Raw genomic sequence first — 19,273 nt, 5'->3', positions numbered from 1 at the left:
AGTATTCATTCTATATTCATCTTACCAAAAATTATGCTGTACTACATAGTATCCATGTACTCAAAAAAATTTTTTAAATTTATTAGCATATAATTTCCCGAAAGCGGACATCATAATTATTGAAGAAGGAACACATTGAAAAAGCAACCACCAATTGATGAGTACAACAACATAGTGAAGTCATCATGAAATGGGGTGTCCAAGTTGGACAATGAAATTTACACATAACCAGATCATTTGTTTCATTTTCGAAACGGGGTGTCTCTGAAAGAGCATATACTGTTTTAAAAAATAAACAATTTCATTTTAAAAAAGATTGCAATTCATTTCACTTGAAAATGGGGTGTCTGCGGCAGAAACTTTAGCCGATTTACCGTGCATTTCTTAAATAAATGAGGTGTCTGCGAAACGTAAATTACGATAATGCTTTTTCAATCCCTCTTCAGAAAACAGGAAGCTGAGTCAGCTTCCTGTTTTTCGTGTTTGTTCTCTTATGTAATTATGGTAAAATACGGCTAAGGATATTTGAAAGGATGAGATCAATGAATCATACAGCAGACAATTGTATTTTTTGTAAAATCATTGACGGGCAAATCCCTTGCTCAAAAGTATACGAAGATGAACATGTGCTTGCATTTTTAGATATTAGTCAAGTAACAAAAGGACATACTCTTGTTATTCCGAAAGTTCACAAACAAGACATTTTTGCGTTAACGCCAGAAATCGCATCACACATTTTTTCTGTCGTTCCAAAAATCGCAAATGCGATTAAAGCAGAGTTTAATCCAGTTGGCTTTAACCTACTTAACAATAACGGTGAAAAAGCTGGACAAACTGTGTTCCACTTCCACCTTCATTTAATTCCACGCTACGGTGAAAAAGATGGTTTCGGTGCTGTTTGGAAATCACACCAAAATGAATACACTATGGAAAATTTACAAAACATCGCAAGTACAATTGCAAATAGTGTGAAATAATGACACTATAAGAAGGCGTAATACATAACAAGCCACTTCCCTGAAGTCATCAAATTCCGCATGGCTTGTTTCTTTACTTAAAATGCTCAGGGATGATTGTTTGTGCATAGCACATATAAGAAAGATATGCATATTTTCCCATCATGAATACGAACAAAAAATAAGGAGGTCTCCTTTTATGTCAAAAGCTAAATCCTTTATTACAGGTGTTATTTGCGGCGGAGCAGTTGCTGGACTAGCTGTTCTTTTCTCAACTCCTTCTTCTGGTAAAGACATGCGCGGCAAGTTAAAAGAAAAAGGAAATGATATTAAAAAGACTTTAGCTGATATTACAGCTGATACGAAATTATTAAAACGTCAAATCGTTGAAACTGCTTCAGAAGGTAAAGAAGTGTTCCAAGAATTAAAAGACGATATGCACGATACACTTTCTAACTGGAAGCAGGATATTTCTCAAAACAAGCGCCATATTGAGAAAGAAATTTTGGACATCCAAAAGTCAATTGAGAAACTACAAGAAGCTGTTCCAGAAAAAGCGTAAACAAATTCCTGCTTAGTTTTTTGCATATAACAAATATTTTTTATATAAATTGACCTTGACACGGCATGTCGTATAGATATGCCGTGTTTTTATGCATTTACAATATATGTTATCACTTAACATGTAAGGACAACGTATGTATTCACGACTCATAAAACGCTTCCATAGTTATGCATGATTTGTATAGAATGTCATTTTTCCGAAAAATTTTCACAATTCTCACAAAAAGACTTTATTAATTTTTATTTTACTGGCATAATAGATAGTAATGAAAAAAGAATGTTAAAGTGGGTGAGTAAATGAAAAGTGGAGAAAAAGATTACTCGGTAAAAGAAGCGATGATTTTCAGCCAACGCATTGCTCAATTATCGAAAGCGTTATGGAAATGTGTAGAGAAAGATTGGCAGCAGTGGATTAAACCTTACGATTTAAATATTAATGAACATCATATTTTAACAATCGCTTATCATTTAAAAGGGGCTTCTATTTCTGAGATTGCTAAGTTTGGAGTTATGCACGTATCAACGGCGTTTAACTTCTCTAAAAAGCTAGAAGAACGTGGCTATCTTGTATTCTCAAAAAAGGAAGATGATAAACGAAATACGTACATTGAAATTACAGACAAAGGGGAAGAATTACTACTTCGCTTAATGGAGGAGTATGATCCTGAAAATAATTCAGTGTTTAATGGGGCTCTTGCACTTCGTAATTTTTATGGGAAGTTCCCAGAAAATATCGAACTGATTGCAATCCTGCGTAATATTTACGGACAAGACTTTATCGATATTTTTGAGAAATCATTAGAAGATATTGAAGAGAACTTTACAGAATCCGATCAAAAGTTAGTTAAGAAATAATCTATTTATTTTTTCGCAATCATGCTTAAGAATTCATTCATAAGCGGCTTAAATAAACCTTGTTTTGCTAGCGCTTCCGCAGTTTCGTGTACTTCGAGCTGATGTGGAAGCGCTTTTTCAAATTGATCTAACAGCGCATCGAACAAAAGAAGCCCTTCTGCTTTCTCCACTACATATTGCTCGTTCAGTTTTTCACAAAGATTTAGTATACGTTCAATATCTTTTTTACGAGCTTTTTTCTTTATGATCAAAGAATAAAATGGACACTTCTCTTCATCAATCATTTTAAATAGTAGGTCTACATAGTATTCAGCTTGTTCTAATCTTCTAACAACGTCCATTTTCTCCCTCACTTTCTAACACAAAGTCTTCTATTTCTGAATTTTGTAACACGAACAAAATATCGTGTGATACAATATATGTATATGTATTTTAGCCAAAAGGAGGTCTCGCCTCATGACACTTATAACAGTTGTTTTTGTCGCATTCGCACTTCTTGTTATATTTTACACGAATTTCATGACACATACACTGTGTGAACGAAAACAAATAGCTGCGAGCCGCCAGCCCGGTGTCTTTCGGGTTATTAATGTATGTATAACAATTTTATTAATTTCTAGTTATATAGAAATTATATTTCATGGAAAGTGAGGAAGGAAAGCCCCTTCCTCACTTTTTTCCTCTATAAGCAAATTATACCTACAATAACCAATAAAATAAACAGTACAAGTAATAAAATAAGTTGAGAATTCATCCCCATCCCCTCCTCTATTCTGTATATGCGGCATACGCCCAATATGGCACACTTTCAAAATCTGACACGTGCTGGTTAATTTTTCTTTATCAATATGAAAACGGTTCGAAATATGATATATTAAATTTTGTACATATTGCTTATACTATAGAACAAAACATTCATCAAAACTTTATCCTCAGCCTCGGTAAGCCCTGTTAAGCGCGCTTTACCAATATAAAAAAGCAAAAGTATCAGTGAGACTTAATCGGGCTCTTATGAATCAAAATTCATTGGTGTAGGATAAATTAAAAATACATAATAGTAGGAGTGTTTATCGAATGAAGAAAGCTATGCTTGCCTTAGCCGCAACAAGTGTAATCGCATTATCAGCATGTGGAACATCATCATCAGACAAAATTGTTACATCTAAAGCTGGTGACATTACAAAAGAAGAATTCTACGATCAAATGAAGACACAAGCTGGTAAACAAGTACTAAACAACATGGTTATGGAAAAAGTACTTATTAAAAACTACAAAGTTGAAGACAAAGATGTAGACAAAAAGTTCGATGAAATGAAAAAACAATACGGTGATCAATTCGATACACTATTAAAACAACAAGGTATTAAAGAAGAAACTATAAAAACTGGTGTGCGTGCTCAATTAGCTCAAGAAAAAGCTATCGAGAAAACAATCACTGATAAAGAACTAAAAGAAAACTACAAGCCTGAAATTAAAGCAAGCCACATTCTTGTAAAAGATGAAGCTACTGCGAAAAAGGTAAAAGAAGAACTTGGACAAGGTAAATCTTTCGAAGAGTTAGCGAAACAATACTCTGAAGATACTGGTTCAAAAGAAAAAGGCGGAGACCTTGGCTACTTTACTGCTGGTAAAATGGTTAAAGAATTCGAAGATGCTGCTTACAAGCTGAAAAAAGATGAAGTAAGCGAACCTGTGAAATCACAATTCGGTTACCACATCATTAAAGTAACAGACATTAAAGAACAAAAACCATTTGATGAAGTAAAAGGCGACATCAAAAAAGATCTAGTTCAAAAGAAAGCACAAGATGCTGCATTCATGAACGATCTTATGATGAAAGAAATCAAAAAAGCTGACGTAAAAGTTGACGATAAAGATTTAAAAGATCTTTTCGAAGAGAAAAAAGCTGACGATAAAAAAGAAGAAAAGAAATAATGAAGTAAAAAAAGCTTGGGCTTCGGCCCGAGCTTTTTTATGTATCCTCTTCGTTAATGAAAGTTTATTTTTTCATTCGTTTAACTAAAACCATCTTTTATGCATTTCACTTAAAAACATTTCTGTAATTTTAAATCCAGAATTTTCTCCTATAATAGAGTCAATCCCGCAATGCGGACAAACTGCTGTGTTATCATCATCCCACCACTCTGTAATTTTTTCTGGATGGAAAATTTCTAAACAATAGAAACAACCACATATAACATCCTTTTCTAAGTGCTTTCTATTACGAGAACAAAAACGATGCGCTTCCTCAAAATATTTTTGCATCAGTATCCCCCTATTCCTGATTTTCTTCTTTGCTTTACTTACATTCTCCTCAATAAAATTGCAATTCTTCCTTAAAGAAAAACACAAAAAAACCTTGATCCACGCCACGCAGAACCAAGGTTTATCTTATTATCATTGATTAAATTCAAAAACTATGTTAAATTAGTACAGAAACACGTTTTCTAAAACGAAAGGAACGTATTTATCCGTATCTTAATTGTACACCAAAACACATCTTCAGTCAACCTCTATTTTTCACTTTTAAAGGAGTGCTACCGTATGAACAAAAAACTTGATTTAGAGCAAAAAAGATTGGATACCGTAATCGAAACGATTAAGGAGCAAATTGATAAACTGGAAAACGAAACTGGCAGACGCCGGGCAGAAGTAATCAATATTCGTAAACACTTTTGGGATGATGTGAAAGTGAACACGGATACTTTTGATGATTATCTTGAAACAGTTATCAACTTAAGACAACAAGCTCAGTCACTAGCTGTTACACAAATTACTCATAAGCACACCTTTAATCGACTTGCCGCACTAAAACGCATGCATAAAGCACCTTATTTTGGACGAATTGATTTCAAAGAAGAAGGAGAATCTGCTGCGGATCAAATTTATATCGGTGTTGCTACACTTACGGATGCTAGCGGAGAAAACTTTCTTATATATGACTGGCGCGCACCTATTTCGAGTGTATACTACGATTATCCACCAGGACCAGCTGAGTACAGTACACCAGGAGGCGTAATCCACGGTAATGTGGAGAAAAAATTACAATACATTATTCAAAATGGCGAGATTGATTCTATGTTCGATACGAGCCTTACAATTGGCGATGAAATCTTGCAACAAGCGCTCGGAAAAGGTACGAACAAACATATGCAAAGTATCGTCGCTACAATTCAGCGTGAACAAAATGAAATTATTCGTCACGATGAAGGCCGACTCCTTATCGTGCAAGGAGCTGCTGGTAGTGGTAAAACGTCAGCTGCCCTGCAGCGAATCGCCTACTTACTATATAAATATCGCGAATGGCTAAAAGCGGATCAAATTATTCTCTTCTCCCCTAACTCTATGTTCAATAGCTACGTTTCTAACGTACTACCTGAACTCGGTGAAGAAAATATGCAGCAAGTGACATTCCAAGAATATTTAAATCATAGACTGAGCAAGTCATTTGACGTTGAAGACCCTTATGAGCAATTAGAATATATGCTAACTGAAACAAATAGCCCTACCTATAAAACGAGAAATGCTAGCATCCGATTTAAAGCATCTACTCAATTTTTCGAGATGATTAGAGCTTACAGACAATCTCTTGAATCTTCAGGCATGCTATTTAGAGGAATGAAATTTAGAGGGAAACTAATTGCCTCAGCTAAAGAAATCACAGAGCAATTTTATAATACTGACTCCTCCCTCCGCTTCCATAGTCGAATTGAGAAGTTAACGGATTGGCTAAATAAGCAAATAGATGCACTTGAAAAAGCAGAACTGAAAAAACCTTGGGTAGAAGAGGAAATTGAATTACTTAGTAAAGATGAATACCAAAAGGCTTATAAATATTTACAGAAAAAAGGCGAGTTTGACGACAACTCCTTTCAAGACTTTGAGAAAGAAACAAGAGTACTTGGGCGTATGATTGTCCGTAAAAAAATGAAGCCGCTTCGTAAAGGCGTTCAAACACTGCGCTTTATCAATTTCACAGGCATATATAAACAGCTCTTCACAGATGCATCATGGGTTACTGGAGAAAAACCGAAAGAGTGGGATGACATTTGCTCATTAACAGTAAACATGCTTGATGAAGGAAAGCTATATTACGAGGATGCGACTCCATTTTTACTTTTAAAAGAATTAATTGAAGGCTTCCAAACGAACAGATCGATTAAACACGTACTCGTAGACGAAGCACAGGATTACTCGCCGTTTCAGTTCGAGTTTTTAAAACGTCTCTTCCCTGCTGCAAGAATGACGGTACTCGGAGACTTTAACCAAGCGATATTTGCCCATGCGAGTGAAACGGTGAATTTCGATACACTTACGAATTTATACGGGCCAGACGAAACAAACGGCATTAACTTAACTCGTAGCTATCGCTCAACAAAACCGATTATTGAATTTACACGTGCTCTCGTACCGGAAGGGAAGAACATTCACGCCTTTGAACGTGACGGCGAGAAACCTACAGTGACGAAAGTATCAAATGAAAGCGAACTGCACGAACATATTACTGCCAAAGTTGCTGAACTACAAAAAGAGCAGCACAATACGATCGCAATTATATGTAAATCTGCAGCTGAGAGCGCCGCTGCCTACGAAGCACTTACTCATATCGAGAATATTAAACTTGTGAAAAGTAACTCAGCCGAGTATGAGCAAGGCATTGTCGTGATCCCCGCTTACTTAGCGAAAGGTATCGAATTTGATGCTGTTATTATTTACGATGCTTCTAAAGATGTGTACAGCGATGAGAGCGTTCGTAGATTGTTCTACACTGCTTGTACGCGCGCAATGCATGAATTGCACCTTTATAGCGTTGGCGAGGTTAGTCCTTTTGTGCTTGGGGCTGATTCGGAGAGTTTTGAGCTTATAACGAAAACACCTTGATAATCATCAAGGTGTTTTTCTCATTCTAAAAGGAATATCTTTACGTCGATATACACTTAACACAATTCCCATTATAAATGCATGAAACAGAGTTGGTATCAATCCGTAGCTAATAAAAGGTAATGATATAGAAACACGTGGTAATATCCCGAGGGTCATGCCAACGTTACAAATAAAATGGATTACAAAAAGAGTCACTCCGCCAACGAGAAGCAATTTACCATAACCATCATTTATTTTATAAGCTATGTTCATTATTCTTACTGCAAAAAGAGAAAGAATCACGACAAGAACTAGCGCAAGTACATATCCATAATAGTAAGTCAAACTTGCAAATACAAAATCAGTATGGGCAGCACGGATAGACTTTATATTTCCATATGTACCAAACCAACCTGCTGAAGACATCGCCTCTTTTAAACGTAAATACCATAGATCATGCTCTGGGTTTAACATTCCTAAAACTCTGGCCATACGGTATTCTTTTACAGCAGACCAGGAAAGTAGATCCCTAATAATCAATGGTACAATAGGTAAAATCGTAATGAGCCATGCCGTTTTCTTTCCTAACTTACTCCACCAAAGCATAACAAATACCATCGTAATGTAGATGAAAATGGGTAAAAGAATTGATATAGTTGAAAATAAATATAAAGAAAATACGTACAACATGAGAAGATGTATAAACTTTAACCTACTATTATTGAAAAACGAAGCCCAAGCTAAAAAGAAGAATGGTATCGTCATTAAACAGTCAATTTTGATGGGGCCAATTTTTATTATCGCTTCCCCAATCACGTAACCAGTCGGAAAACATTTTATAGCTAACAAGATAAGTATTCCAATTGTATAAAACAGCCACCCGAGTCTTTCTAGCTTCCGGTAATCAAGCAGCATCATCCCAACAGCTGTTGCAATGCCGAGAATTACAAAAATTACTTTGTCCATTAGTAAATCGTTCGTATGCCCAAGAGCGATTATTGGTAAAAACCCTAACCCCATAGCAGCTACTAATAAAATAAGTAAGAACCAATCCACCTTTGGCTTATGAAGTTTGTTAAGTTCCCGGCCAAGTTTAATCGGACTCCCCATTTGTTCAACAGCCTTATCTTCAGCAACTTCCTCACTTAATCCTTTATCCATCCACATATTCTTCGCCTGTTTCAAGTGAAAATTTAGTTCAGCTGCTACTAAGTCCTTCGCTTCTTTTGATTTAATATGGTTCGTAACTTCTTTTAAAAAACGCTCCCCTTTTTTGTTCAATTTTTTCTCACTCCTGTACTAAGCCTTTTAATATAAATCGTGCCTTCGTAGCATTCTTCTCTGCCTTTCGCAGCATCTTGTTTCCTTTATCATTTAATTGATAATATTTAGCTCCTGCGTGATCCCAGCTAGATTGGATAAAGCGATTCCGTTCTAAACGATGTAATAAAGTGTATAGAGACCCTTCATCACCTTCGAATTTTTGAATCCCTCTCCCTCTTAGCAACTGCATCAGTTCATAACCTGTTTTTTCATTCATAAGAAGTTGTAACACTGCTAAAAGGATATCTTCTTCCTTTTCGGACGATTGCTTAATTTTTTCGCGCACCTGCTTCTGGTGTTGATCAGAAAAACTCAAATGTTTAAACGTTGTGTTCTCCATTGATTTTCGCAAGCCTTTTAATCGATCTTCCATTTGATTATTCCTCCAATCCTTCCTTCAAAAGTTCCTTCGCTTTTTTTAGTCTTGTCTTTATCGTGTTTTCTTTCACATCTATTACTGTAGCAATCTCTTTAATTGATAATTCCTCATAATAAAATAGATAAATGACTTCTCGATATTTTATCGGTAAATTCATTACCGCAGAAGCCAGTTCACGATCCTCCGCATTTTGAATGACAGTTTGTTCCACACTTTCTTTTTGACTCTCCATATACGTAAAGTCACCCTCTGTAACGATAACTTTTTTGTTATACCAACTTTTTATATAGTCCTTACATTGATTGATCGCAATTCTCCATAACCACGTTTTCACATTCGATTTCCCTTTATATGTATGAAGAGATTTATAGCATTTCACAAATATATCTTGCGTTACATCCTCCGCAACCTCTTTATTATTCACATACGAATACACAAGCTGCAGGACTTCTTGTCCATACTTGTTCATTATTTCGTCGATAAGGTCCTCCTTATCTTCTATTTCAAACGCTTCTATCGTTAATTCATCCACATCATTTCCTCCTTCCCATATATTAGACGACGCACTGTATGGAAAAGTTTTATAAATACATAAAAAAATACGGATGGTAATGTCCATACCGTTTTTTTATGAATATTTATTTACTTCTTGTCCCCTGACACTAATGTTCTGCTTAAAAACAGGAATTTTCATCCATATATCTTGTTCCCTATTTTAAAACATAATACAATGAATACGTAACTTAATAAGCTATAACTAGTAGGTGTGGCAATCATCTCTTCCATTTTGAAAAAAGGGGGAGGTGATAATATAATCGCGATGTTTGTAATTAAATTAGTGTATGGTATCCTAACCGGAGCTGGCGTTGTCATCGGTAGAAGATACGTCGGTCCGTGGCTAATTTCTGTATACAAAAAAGCGAGAACCACCCTGCTTCGTGGAAAAGGTAAGGGCGGTTCTCGGCTAAAACGTTAATGTAATTGTCTTATAACCGCACCTACTACCACCACAATAGCAAGTTAGGTTACACAAGGCAGAAGTTTCTCAGGCTTCTGTCTTTTTTATTTTATGCAAAATTCACACTAAATACTCTATCATCATTGTAACACATTTTATTTATTTTTAGTCAAGAGAAAAAACCACCTAAAGGCTCCCCCTTCAGGTGGTTCTCTATCTTACGCTAACGCAGCTGCCTGTTCTTGTTGTTCTAGACTTTTTCTAGTTCAGCTGTGCCGCTCTCATCATTTATAGCACCAATAAAGACGGATTATGTACCCGCTTCATAACAGGATGAATAAACAAGGAACAACGCCTATTACGAATATAAAAAATCCCCTCACTACATAGCACCTATGTTTTCAGCGATACTCTATTACCATCAAACTAAATTTGTATAATTTAAACTACAGAATAGCAAGTTAATTTTCAAATATGTTCTTGCGCATTATCCTAAATTTATTATCTATTTGTATCATGCTTATAAATAAAAGATATCCTACCGACGCACCGAGCATATTTATAGCAATCCGCCACACATCAAAAACATCAGACAAAGTTAGTAAATGTAATATCTCCCAAACAAGAAAGGTCATAACATACCACTTACGAGCTTTCTTATAATTAGTCACTTTATTAATGAGCACTGGAACGAAAAATCCGAATGGAACTACTAATATTATATGTTGTAAAACGCTTAACCAATAAGTTGAGTTTCCCCAAGGACCTGGATGTGCAATAAAATCTTTAACTTGCCAAAGTGTTATTCCAAAAAGTTGTAATAACGTTTCTAAATCAGATATATGTAAAAATTGCTGCCAAAATTCAATGGGATGATAGACAGTCCCACCTGTCAAACTGCGAACAGATTCAAATGTAGAAGTTGAAATAAACGTTCCTAAAAAGACAATAAAACAAATGATTATATAAGGAATACATAAAATTTTTGATAATACCTTTAATGGCCTAGGAACTTCGTATACCGATTTATTAATCTCTACGCCAATAACTTTTGATTCTCCAAAACTTTGAATCGCTTTATAAATCGCTTCTTTTTCATTCATACCTTGTTCCATATATTCTTCTTTCAAACTGTTCAAGTGATCATACATTTCTAGAAATAACTCATCCTGTTCAATATCACTAAGTTCTGAATAGGCTAAAATAGACTTAATATACTCGTCAAATTCACTCATAAATAACTCCTTTCTGACAAGCTTGAATTAATGCTGTTACACTCTCCCAAGAATTCACTTTCTTCTGCAATTCTTTTTTCCCTTTATCTGTAATAGTATAGAATTTCCTTTTCATCCCATTCTCAGATTCATTCCAATAAGATTCAAGAAACTCCTTTTTCTCTAATCTCTTTAAAGCAGGATACAAAGTTCCCTGCCCCATACTATACAAATCTTCACTTGCATCCTTTAAACTTTGAGCTATTTCATATCCATATGTATCACGTTTTGCAATGATAGAAAGTAATAAAATATCTATACTTCCCTTCAAGATTTCTTTGTCCAACAATACCACCACCTTATATACATCGTATAACAACATATGTCGTTATACAATATAGTTAGAAGAATATTCCATAAAAAAAAGAACCACCTAAAGGCTCCCCTTCAGGTGGTTCTCTATTTTACGCTAACGCAGCTGCCTGTTCTTGTTGATCTACAGGAATGACAGCGTCTGTTAATGCTTTTTCTAATTCAGCTGTGTATTTCATTTGCTCTTCTTTGCTCCAGCCTAGTTTCGCAGCCATGTAGTTAATTACTGCTTCTTTCCACTCGTATACCCAGTGGATGTTGAAGAATACAGCGCCTCTGCGGCGTACGAAGAAGTCGACTGGTTTTGCTGTCATTTCGTAATCCATTGCATATACAAGTGGGATTAGAACGTCTAGCGGCATGTTGTATTCTTTCGCTTCGTCTTTATGTTTTTTCGCTAAGTCAAATAGTACGTCAACGTTAGAGCCGTAGAATTTCGCGAATTCTTCTGCTTGTGCTGTCGTTAAACCATATTTCGTACCTTCGCCAGCTTTTTTCGCAACGAATGCTGGGAATCCGTGTGAACCATCTACATGTCCACCAGAGATTGGCATATGTTTCGTTGTACTCTTCGGATATGCACTATGGCCTTCTTTTTGTAGTAAGTTCGTTACGTAATCTACTACCATTTCAGCCATTTTGCGGTATCCTGTTAATTTACCACCTGCGATTGTAATTAAACCAGATTCAGAAGTCCAAATTTCATCTTTACGAGAAATTTCAGATGCACTCTTACCTTCTTCATAAATTAACGGACGTACACCAGCCCAGCTTGATTCGATGTCTTTTTCCGTAATTTTTACGCTCGGGAACATGTAGTTAATCGCATTAATGATGTATGTGCGATCTTCTGTTGTCATTTGTGGTACAGCTGCGTCTTTATCGTAGAACGTATCTGTTGTACCTACATATGTTTTTCCGCCGCGAGGAATCGCGAACACCATACGTTTATCTGGTGTATCGAAGTAAATCGCTTGACCTAACGGGAAACGTTTTTGATCAATTACTAAGTGAACACCTTTTGATAACTGAAGTACTTTTCCTTTTTTCGAGTTATCTTTTTCACGAAGTGTATCTACCCAAGGACCAGCTGCGTTTACAATTTTCTTACCGTAAACTTCGTATACTTCACCGTCTAGTAAATCGATTACACGTACACCGCATACTTTTCCATCTTTATATAAGAAACTGTCTACTTTTGCGTAGTTAACAGCTTTTGCGCCGTGCTCAATTGCTTCTTTCATTACTTCAATTGTAAGACGCGCATCGTCTGTACGATATTCTACGTAGTAACCGCCGCCTTTTAATCCTTCTTTTTTTACAAGAGGCTCTTTGTTTAGCGTTTCTTCACGGTTAAACATCTTTCTGCGCTCGCTTCGTTTTACACCTGCTAAGAAGTCGTATACACGAAGACCAATTGATGTACTAAATGATCCGAACGTACCGCCTGTATGGAACGGAAGTAACATCCACTCTGGTGTTGTTACATGGGGACCGTTCTCATATACGATCGCACGCTCTTTACCCACCTCTGCTACCATTTTCACTTCAAGTTGTTTTAAATAACGTAGACCACCGTGTACAAGCTTCGTTGAACGACTTGATGTACCTGCTGCAAAGTCCTGCATTTCAAACACAATTGTTGATAACCCGCGTGTTGCTCCATCTAATGCAATACCAGAACCAGTAATACCTCCACCAATTACGATCACATCTAACTCTTGTTTATTTACTCCGTTTAATACGTCTTTACGTTGTTTACTTGAAAATTTCATGGTAATTCCTCCCTTTGATAACGAAAAAAGAGACCACAAACTCCGCTATAGATTTCGCCTCTATAGCGCGTTGTGGTCTCTCCAAATCTCCTACCGAATTATTAACTTGTCACCATTATAACACTGTTTATGATTATTTGAAAGCTTTTGTTGCTTCAATTGCTTTTTTCCATCCAGCATATAGCTCTTCGCTTGTTTTCGCTTCCATCGTTGGTTCAAAGCGTTTGTCCATATGCCACTGTTCTTTAATTTCATCTTGGTTTTTCCAATATCCAACCGCAAGACCAGCTAAGTATGCTGCACCTAGAGCCGTTGTTTCGTTGATTACTGGACGCTCTACAGGAACATCTAAAATATCACTTTGGAACTTCATTAAGAAGTTATTTTTAACTGCTCCGCCATCAACGCGTAATGTTTTCAGCTCAATACCTGAATCTGCTTCCATTGCGCATAATACATCTTTCGTTTGGTAAGCTAAAGATTCTAGCGTTGCACGAATGAAATGCTCTTTCGTCGTACCGCGCGTTACACCAAACATAGCGCCGCGTACTTCACTATCCCAGTAAGGTGTTCCTAGTCCAACGAATGCTGGTACAACGTATACACCGTCAGTTGATTCAACGCGATTTGCGTACACTTCACTCTCACTTGCATCTTTAAACATGCGCATTCCGTCACGTAACCATTGAATTGCAGAACCTGCTACGAAAATACTTCCTTCTAATGCGTAGTTTACTTTACCATCTATTCCCCATGCAATTGTTGTTAATAGGCCGTGCTCAGAAGCTACTGCTTTTTCACCAGTGTTCATTAACATGAAACAACCAGTTCCGTAAGTATTTTTCGCCATACCTTCACCGAAACAAGCTTGTCCAAATAATGCTGCTTGTTGGTCACCAGCTACACCTGCAATCGGTACATTTTGGCCGAAGAAGTGGTAATCAATTGTTTCTCCATATATTTCAGATGATGGACGCACTTCTGGAAGCATGCTCTTTGGTACTGTTAACATTTCTAGAAGCTCATCATCCCACTGTAAGTCGTGAATGTTAAACATTAACGTACGTGATGCGTTTGAGTAATCTGTTACGTGTGCTTTACCACCAGATAGTTTCCATACAAGCCACGAATCAATTGTTCCGAATAATAGATCGCCGTTTTCTGCTTTTTCTCTTGCACCTTCAACGTTATCTAAAATCCATTTTACTTTCGTACCAGAGAAGTATGCATCAATTAAAAGACCTGTTTTTTCGCGAACCATTTCGCTATAACCTTTTTCTTTTAACTCATCACAAATTTCAGCTGTTTGGCGAGATTGCCATACGATTGCGTTGTAAATTGGTTTACTAGTTGTTTTATCCCATACAACCGTTGTTTCACGTTGGTTCGTAATACCGATACCTGCGATTTGTTCTGGTTTTACATCTGCTTCGCTTAAGCAAGTTGCGATAACTGCTAAAATAGATCCCCAAATTTCTTGTGCATTATGCTCTACCCAGCCTGGCTTTGGAAAATGTTGTGTAAACTCTTTTTGAGCTGAATGAACAATTTCACCTTTTTTATTGAACAGAATTGCGCGTGAGCTTGTTGTTCCTTGGTCTAATGAAAGAATATATTTTTTCATATCGGTTTCCCCCTTATGCTACTTTTCTACTATTTGTATTGCTTCCGCTTTTTTTACTTGTCATATAAGAGATTGCTAGTACAATCACAGTTGCGATAATCACATAAATAAGTGCTGAATTTTGTTTTCCTTCAAATACAACTTGATGGAATAAACCTGCAAGTGATCCACCTAAAATTGGACCAACTACTGGAATCCATGCATACTTCCAGTTTGAACCGCCTTTTCCTGCAATCGGAAGGAAGAAGTGTGCAATACGCGGACCTAAATCACGCGCTGGGTTAATTGCGTATCCTGTTGTCCCACCTAATGATAAACCAATACTTACAATTAAGAAACCTACGATAAATGGATTTAATCCATCTGCAAATTTATTTGCACCAATTGCTAATATACCAAATACTAAAACGAATGTTCCAATCATTTCACTTAAAAGGTTTGCAAATGTGTTCGGAATTGCTGGACCTGTTGCAAATACACCTAACTTTGTTCCTGGATCTTCTGTTTCTTTCCAGTGTGGTAAGTAATGTAAATATACGATAACTGCCCCGATAATTGCCCCAATCATTTGTGCTACGATATAACCTGGTACGTCACTCCATGGGAACGCTCCCTTAAATGCTAATCCTATCGTTAAAGCTGGATTCAAATGTGCCCCACTAATTGATCCAACCGCATACGCTGCAACCGCTACTGCTAAGCCCCAGCCCATTGTAATAACAATCCAACCTGAATCTTTCGCAAACGATTTCTTTAAACTTACACCAGCACAAACGCCGCCACCAAGTACGATTAACAACGCAGTCCCTATTAACTCTCCTAAAAATGCTGACATAGTATCCCTCCACAATCAATTTAAACGCTTCCAAATGTGATAGAGGTAAAATGAATGGCCATTCGTTTTTGTCAAAAGAAAAAGACCCACAGCTTTGCACGCTTCTATATAAATTTATATAGAAACAATGAAATGTGGATCTCTACTTTTCTCCGTCACGTTTATTAACTTGTCTATAATGTTAACCTCTTATGAAAGCGGTGTCAACAGAATTTTTTCACATTTTCGTCACTTTTTTTGGTAATGTTTCCATAGTTCACGTTTTGATGTCGTAATTGCTGTCGCACCAGCGTTTAAAGCTCTTTCCACATCTTCTACAGTACGAATAAAACCACCTGCTAAAATCGGTACACCAGTACGCTCTTTCACTTCAGCGATAACATCCGTTAATGCTCCAGGAAGTACCTCAATATAATCCGGTTTCGTCTTATCTAAAAGATTGCAGCTCTTCTCCATCGCACTCGAATCGATTAAAAAGATGCGTTGTATTGCCACAACACCTTTTTGCTTCGCCTTCATAATAACGCTCGCCTTTGTTGAAAGTAACCCGTACGGTCTAAACTCCTGACATAAATATTCCGTCGCATGCCCATCACTCTGCAAACCATGAATTAAATCCACATGTAAAAACACCTTTTTACAATATTGCTTCGCAAGCGATATAACACTCTTCAATTGGCCGACATGAATATCTAAAATAACGATATATTCATACGAACTATGTAATAGCTTTTCCAAATCTTTAATTTGCCTCACTGCCGGCAAAATTTTCTGTTCATGAAATTCCATTCTATACGTCCCCTTCTTTATGTCATCCTATCCTTTATAGTACACAATTTAAGTGAAAAGAACAGCTAGTGTCGGGGATTTCTTTCAAATCTTTCTCTTATCTATATATTTTCTTCAACTTATCAGAACCTATACCACCTATAATCATGAATACAAGGGGCAAAAGATTCATTACATATGGCGCATCTGCTACAATTGTAATACTTGCTCCTGCAAACTTATTTAGCATCCATACAACGATTTTGATAAGAAACAAAAATACTCCAAGCGTGAATAGACTATCGAAAAACAACTTCCATTTTGGATATGCTAATTGTTTACTATCTTCAATTATTTTCTGCGTCAATTCTTCATCACTCCTTAGCAGTTCATCAATTGTAATACCGAACAGATCACTTAAATGAATAATAATTTCAATGCTCGGATAGTTCTTTCCCGTCTCCCATTTCGAAACAGATTGCCTGCTCACATGAAGTTTTTCAGCCAAATCATTTTGCGACCAATTTCTTTTTTCCCTTTCTTCTTTTAAACGCTCACTAAAAATCATACTGTGTTTATCACCTCTCTATGCCCATTATGTTCAAATAAATGATGAAGAGTAAAGCGAGTTATCGTTGCATTTCCTGCACAACTTATACGTTACAGCTTATAATGGCGCTCTTTTATATGTATCTTCCCTATACTATGCTCCAATAATAATTTCCCGAACAATAATACAAGGGACGGATACTAATAAAGTGAAACTTTAATCAGCCCTCACTAATCGGGCTTTTACGGACAGCCCGCGCCCCACCTAACTTCTTTGATTCCGCTGAATTTTGAGGTGGGTCTTACTGCCCGACAAATAGCGGGATAAAGACTAGATTAGGCATAAAAAATACGCCATCCCTTCTTATCAGTCTCCAGAAAGAATAACGCAAATTTTCATTTTTACTCATCATTTTTCGGACTATATGAAAACCCCGGGTATTTCACAACAGGCCACTTCTTCTTACGCAGAGAATCCATTACTTGCGGGCCAACATGTATATTACTCTCCACTATTTCTTTAGGAGTCAGTGCCATCCATTGATTTAACGATACATCTTCAAAACGATTGCTTCTGAACATCTCTAAAAACCATAATGTTTCGGTACCTGTATTTTGAATATAATGCCCCGTCGCAAACGGTACATATCCGACATCGCCAGCTCTATAATCAAATGTACGAGCGGTACCATTTCCAAGAAACACAGTCATTCTCGCTTCCCCTGTCAAATAATATTGCCATTCATCATTATTCGGGTGCCAATGAAGTTCTCTCATTCCACCAGGCTCAACCTCAACGAGCGCTGCTGCGATTGTTTTGGAAATAGGGAAATTTGTGGAATCTACAATTCGAACGCTACCACCAGGCGTCTTAATCGGCTTTTGTTTTAACAATTCATGTTTAAATGTTAAAGGAACTTCTCCTTTCGGTGATTGAACTTCCTGACTTTCAAGGGAACCTGGCACCTCTCCTTGATAAATATAAACTTGATCTGAAGGGATAGAACGAAAAGCACTCTCAGGTACTCCAAAATTAGCCGACAACACCTCTTTTGGCGTATGCGCAAACCAATCAGAAATAGCTAAAGTAGATAAATCAGAAAAATGTCCATCATCGAAAACGAGTAGAAATTCACAATGTTCCAACCCTTGAATGGAATGCGGAATACCAGGCGGAAAATACCAAAGATCACCTGGTCCAACATCAGCAATAAAATTCCGTCCATTTTGATCAACAGCCGTTATGCGTGCCCGTCCTAAAAGCATATACGCCCATTCCGCTTCTTTATGCCAATGTAGTTCTCGTACTCCACCGGCCGTTAAACTCATATTTACTCCGGCAATCGTCGTCGAAACCGGTAGTTCCCGAGCAGTAATCTCCCGAGACCACCCGCCTTGTTTCAAAATCATAGAAGTGTCCGAGAATGAAAACTTCAAGTTAGGAACTAACCCTGCATCCGTTATAGGCGGAACAAGCATATTCGGATTTTGAATATCCCGCATAACATTACGAGGTCCAGAATCAATCGCACCTGCTCCGTCGCTGCGGATTGGTTGTGGCACATTCCTTCCTGCTTCATTAACAGTACGTTTCTTCATGATTACACTCCTTTTTCATCCGGTTATGAAGTAAAAAGCCTCCATCATAGTGTATGAATTGGGCTTTGAATGGTTACTTTTACTATAGATTCGGCAATTTTCGCTCTAACAGTCTACTACCCATTACTATTTAAAACAGAAGATGGACAACAAAAACTTTAAGTAAAATGCAAAAAACGCCCTCTGTTTCAGAAAGGTTAACAGAGGGCGTTTTCTTTTTTTTACGTAAAGTGTCCAAAAATCTTTCCTTTGTCATACTGATTACACCCTTTTTTAGAGGCCAATATTAACACTCTCTTTTTAAAATTCCATATCAAAATCCCTTATATTATTAACAGCGACAAAAAGGAATACCATTCTATCCAAATAGAACAGCATTCCTTTTTATAAACAGTATTTAAAAATTATTATTTAAGGTATTTCCCCAAATCATCTAAGTTTCTCGTATGATTTAGAATGATTACATACTCAACTTCAACTTCTGTTACTACCATTTCTAGTACTTGATGGACTTCAATATAATCATTTTCATATTCTTTTGCCGAAGATACAATCTCTTCTAAGGTTCTTACAAATGTTTCAGCACTCCAGTCTTTTGTTGACAACGCCACATAGGTTTGAAATTTTTTTGTATTCATG

General features: G+C 36.8%; 21 protein-coding genes. 6 read left to right on the top strand and 15 right to left on the bottom strand.

Annotated features, from left to right (window positions below):
• The first annotated feature begins 542 nt into the window (after positions 1 to 542).
• The 3 genes from ACZDYH_RS08220 (at position 543) to ACZDYH_RS08210 (ending at position 2,375) form a co-directional block, all read left to right on the top strand.
• Positions 543 to 977 (top strand): HIT family protein, encoded by a 435-nt coding sequence (locus ACZDYH_RS08220; protein WP_001016835.1) that lies wholly within the window; start codon positions 543 to 545, stop codon positions 975 to 977.
• A 178-nt stretch (positions 978 to 1,155) separates the two neighbouring features.
• Complete coding sequence (locus ACZDYH_RS08215) at positions 1,156 to 1,518, top strand: YtxH domain-containing protein (RefSeq protein ID WP_000030300.1); 363 nt, start codon at positions 1,156 to 1,158, stop codon at positions 1,516 to 1,518.
• A 299-nt stretch (positions 1,519 to 1,817) separates the two neighbouring features.
• Entirely contained in the window at positions 1,818 to 2,375 is a 558-nt protein-coding gene (locus ACZDYH_RS08210; RefSeq protein ID WP_000834924.1) for an HTH-type transcriptional regulator Hpr, read from the top strand.
• A 5-nt stretch (positions 2,376 to 2,380) separates the two neighbouring features.
• Here ACZDYH_RS08210 and ACZDYH_RS08205 read toward each other — a convergent pair whose 3' ends face one another.
• Positions 2,381 to 2,716 carry a DUF1878 family protein gene (locus tag ACZDYH_RS08205; protein WP_000383655.1) on the bottom strand — a complete coding sequence of 112 codons (336 nt, stop codon included), beginning with the start codon at positions 2,714 to 2,716 and terminating at the stop codon, positions 2,381 to 2,383.
• Between the two features lie 115 nt (positions 2,717 to 2,831).
• Between ACZDYH_RS08205 and ACZDYH_RS08200 the strand changes: the two genes are divergently transcribed.
• Positions 2,832 to 3,026: a hypothetical protein gene (locus tag ACZDYH_RS08200; RefSeq protein ID WP_000172690.1), complete on the top strand. Its 195-nt coding sequence runs from the start codon at positions 2,832 to 2,834 to the stop codon at positions 3,024 to 3,026.
• A gap of 423 nt (positions 3,027 to 3,449) precedes the next feature.
• A complete protein-coding gene (gene prsA, locus ACZDYH_RS08195; protein WP_000710058.1) occupies positions 3,450 to 4,310 on the top strand; it encodes a peptidylprolyl isomerase PrsA in 861 nt (286 codons plus the stop codon).
• A gap of 84 nt (positions 4,311 to 4,394) precedes the next feature.
• On the opposite strand, the gene ACZDYH_RS08190 is transcribed toward prsA, so the two are convergent.
• Entirely contained in the window at positions 4,395 to 4,640 is a 246-nt protein-coding gene (locus tag ACZDYH_RS08190; RefSeq protein ID WP_001174905.1) for a hypothetical protein, read from the bottom strand.
• Between the two features lie 279 nt (positions 4,641 to 4,919).
• Between ACZDYH_RS08190 and helD the strand changes: the two genes are divergently transcribed.
• Positions 4,920 to 7,256 carry an RNA polymerase recycling motor HelD gene (gene helD, locus ACZDYH_RS08185; RefSeq protein WP_088362537.1) on the top strand — a complete coding sequence of 779 codons (2,337 nt, stop codon included), beginning with the start codon at positions 4,920 to 4,922 and terminating at the stop codon, positions 7,254 to 7,256.
• 6 nt (positions 7,257 to 7,262) lie between these two features.
• On the opposite strand, the gene ACZDYH_RS08180 is transcribed toward helD, so the two are convergent.
• From ACZDYH_RS08180 to ACZDYH_RS08120, 13 genes are all read right to left on the bottom strand, one after another.
• Positions 7,263 to 8,519: an FtsW/RodA/SpoVE family cell cycle protein gene (locus ACZDYH_RS08180; RefSeq protein ID WP_434713688.1), complete on the bottom strand. Its 1,257-nt coding sequence runs from the start codon at positions 8,517 to 8,519 to the stop codon at positions 7,263 to 7,265.
• 7 nt (positions 8,520 to 8,526) lie between these two features.
• Entirely contained in the window at positions 8,527 to 8,934 is a 408-nt protein-coding gene (locus tag ACZDYH_RS08175) for a PadR family transcriptional regulator (RefSeq protein WP_000390150.1), read from the bottom strand.
• 4 nt (positions 8,935 to 8,938) lie between these two features.
• Positions 8,939 to 9,472: a sigma-70 family RNA polymerase sigma factor gene (locus tag ACZDYH_RS08170; protein WP_048534227.1), complete on the bottom strand. Its 534-nt coding sequence runs from the start codon at positions 9,470 to 9,472 to the stop codon at positions 8,939 to 8,941.
• A gap of 158 nt (positions 9,473 to 9,630) precedes the next feature.
• Positions 9,631 to 9,855, bottom strand: coding sequence for a hypothetical protein (locus ACZDYH_RS08165; RefSeq protein WP_162871148.1), 225 nt, complete (start codon positions 9,853 to 9,855; stop codon positions 9,631 to 9,633).
• Positions 9,856 to 10,359: 504 nt separating this feature from the next.
• Positions 10,360 to 11,133 (bottom strand): permease prefix domain 1-containing protein, encoded by a 774-nt coding sequence (locus ACZDYH_RS08160; protein WP_434713685.1) that lies wholly within the window; start codon positions 11,131 to 11,133, stop codon positions 10,360 to 10,362.
• On the bottom strand, positions 11,126 to 11,458 hold the full coding sequence (locus tag ACZDYH_RS08155; RefSeq protein WP_000356630.1) for a PadR family transcriptional regulator: 333 nt from the start codon (positions 11,456 to 11,458) through the stop codon (positions 11,126 to 11,128). Before ACZDYH_RS08155 ends, ACZDYH_RS08160 begins: the two co-directional genes overlap by 8 nt.
• A gap of 118 nt (positions 11,459 to 11,576) precedes the next feature.
• Positions 11,577 to 13,259 carry an aerobic glycerol-3-phosphate dehydrogenase gene (gene glpD / locus ACZDYH_RS08150; protein WP_016122054.1) on the bottom strand — a complete coding sequence of 561 codons (1,683 nt, stop codon included), beginning with the start codon at positions 13,257 to 13,259 and terminating at the stop codon, positions 11,577 to 11,579.
• A 133-nt stretch (positions 13,260 to 13,392) separates the two neighbouring features.
• Positions 13,393 to 14,883: a glycerol kinase GlpK gene (gene glpK / locus ACZDYH_RS08145; protein WP_000760009.1), complete on the bottom strand. Its 1,491-nt coding sequence runs from the start codon at positions 14,881 to 14,883 to the stop codon at positions 13,393 to 13,395.
• 13 nt (positions 14,884 to 14,896) lie between these two features.
• On the bottom strand, positions 14,897 to 15,718 hold the full coding sequence (gene glpF, locus ACZDYH_RS08140; RefSeq protein WP_001272200.1) for a glycerol uptake facilitator protein GlpF: 822 nt from the start codon (positions 15,716 to 15,718) through the stop codon (positions 14,897 to 14,899).
• Positions 15,719 to 15,946: 228 nt separating this feature from the next.
• Positions 15,947 to 16,507, bottom strand: a complete 561-nt coding sequence (gene glpP, locus ACZDYH_RS08135) for a glycerol uptake operon antiterminator GlpP (RefSeq protein ID WP_000394285.1) — start codon at positions 16,505 to 16,507, stop codon at positions 15,947 to 15,949.
• Positions 16,508 to 16,604: 97 nt separating this feature from the next.
• Complete coding sequence (locus ACZDYH_RS08130; protein ID WP_025687725.1) at positions 16,605 to 17,054, bottom strand: helix-turn-helix domain-containing protein; 450 nt, start codon at positions 17,052 to 17,054, stop codon at positions 16,605 to 16,607.
• 383 nt (positions 17,055 to 17,437) lie between these two features.
• On the bottom strand, positions 17,438 to 18,634 hold the full coding sequence (locus tag ACZDYH_RS08125) for an oxalate decarboxylase family bicupin (protein WP_434713681.1): 1,197 nt from the start codon (positions 18,632 to 18,634) through the stop codon (positions 17,438 to 17,440).
• A 407-nt stretch (positions 18,635 to 19,041) separates the two neighbouring features.
• Positions 19,042 to 19,272, bottom strand: coding sequence for a hypothetical protein (locus ACZDYH_RS08120; RefSeq protein WP_001093032.1), 231 nt, complete (start codon positions 19,270 to 19,272; stop codon positions 19,042 to 19,044).
• Position 19,273 lies beyond the last annotated feature (1 nt).

The sequence above is a fragment of the Bacillus sp. EB V-12 genome (assembly GCF_056158125.1).
This window is presented reverse-complemented; position numbering and strand designations above follow the sequence as displayed.

Bases quoted from the DNA above. Each gene is read 5' to 3' on its own strand.
- ACZDYH_RS08220 (WP_001016835.1), top strand. From the start codon at position 543: ATGAATCATACAGCAGACAATTGTATTTTTTGTAAAATCATTGACGGG.
- ACZDYH_RS08215 (WP_000030300.1), top strand. From the start codon at position 1,156: ATGTCAAAAGCTAAATCCTTTATTACAGGTGTTATTTGCGGCGGAGCA.
- ACZDYH_RS08210 (WP_000834924.1), top strand. From the start codon at position 1,818: ATGAAAAGTGGAGAAAAAGATTACTCGGTAAAAGAAGCGATGATTTTC.
- ACZDYH_RS08205 (WP_000383655.1), bottom strand. From the start codon at position 2,716: ATGGACGTTGTTAGAAGATTAGAACAAGCTGAATACTATGTAGACCTA.
- ACZDYH_RS08200 (WP_000172690.1), top strand. From the start codon at position 2,832: ATGACACTTATAACAGTTGTTTTTGTCGCATTCGCACTTCTTGTTATA.
- prsA (WP_000710058.1), top strand. From the start codon at position 3,450: ATGAAGAAAGCTATGCTTGCCTTAGCCGCAACAAGTGTAATCGCATTA.
- ACZDYH_RS08190 (WP_001174905.1), bottom strand. From the start codon at position 4,640: ATGCAAAAATATTTTGAGGAAGCGCATCGTTTTTGTTCTCGTAATAGA.
- helD (WP_088362537.1), top strand. From the start codon at position 4,920: ATGAACAAAAAACTTGATTTAGAGCAAAAAAGATTGGATACCGTAATC.
- ACZDYH_RS08175 (WP_000390150.1), bottom strand. From the start codon at position 8,934: ATGGAAGATCGATTAAAAGGCTTGCGAAAATCAATGGAGAACACAACG.
- ACZDYH_RS08160 (WP_434713685.1), bottom strand. From the start codon at position 11,133: ATGAGTGAATTTGACGAGTATATTAAGTCTATTTTAGCCTATTCAGAA.
- glpD (WP_016122054.1), bottom strand. From the start codon at position 13,259: ATGAAATTTTCAAGTAAACAACGTAAAGACGTATTAAACGGAGTAAAT.
- glpK (WP_000760009.1), bottom strand. From the start codon at position 14,883: ATGAAAAAATATATTCTTTCATTAGACCAAGGAACAACAAGCTCACGC.
- glpF (WP_001272200.1), bottom strand. From the start codon at position 15,718: ATGTCAGCATTTTTAGGAGAGTTAATAGGGACTGCGTTGTTAATCGTA.
- glpP (WP_000394285.1), bottom strand. From the start codon at position 16,507: ATGGAATTTCATGAACAGAAAATTTTGCCGGCAGTGAGGCAAATTAAA.
- ACZDYH_RS08130 (WP_025687725.1), bottom strand. From the start codon at position 17,054: ATGATTTTTAGTGAGCGTTTAAAAGAAGAAAGGGAAAAAAGAAATTGG.
- ACZDYH_RS08125 (WP_434713681.1), bottom strand. From the start codon at position 18,634: ATGAAGAAACGTACTGTTAATGAAGCAGGAAGGAATGTGCCACAACCA.
- ACZDYH_RS08120 (WP_001093032.1), bottom strand. From the start codon at position 19,272: ATGAATACAAAAAAATTTCAAACCTATGTGGCGTTGTCAACAAAAGAC.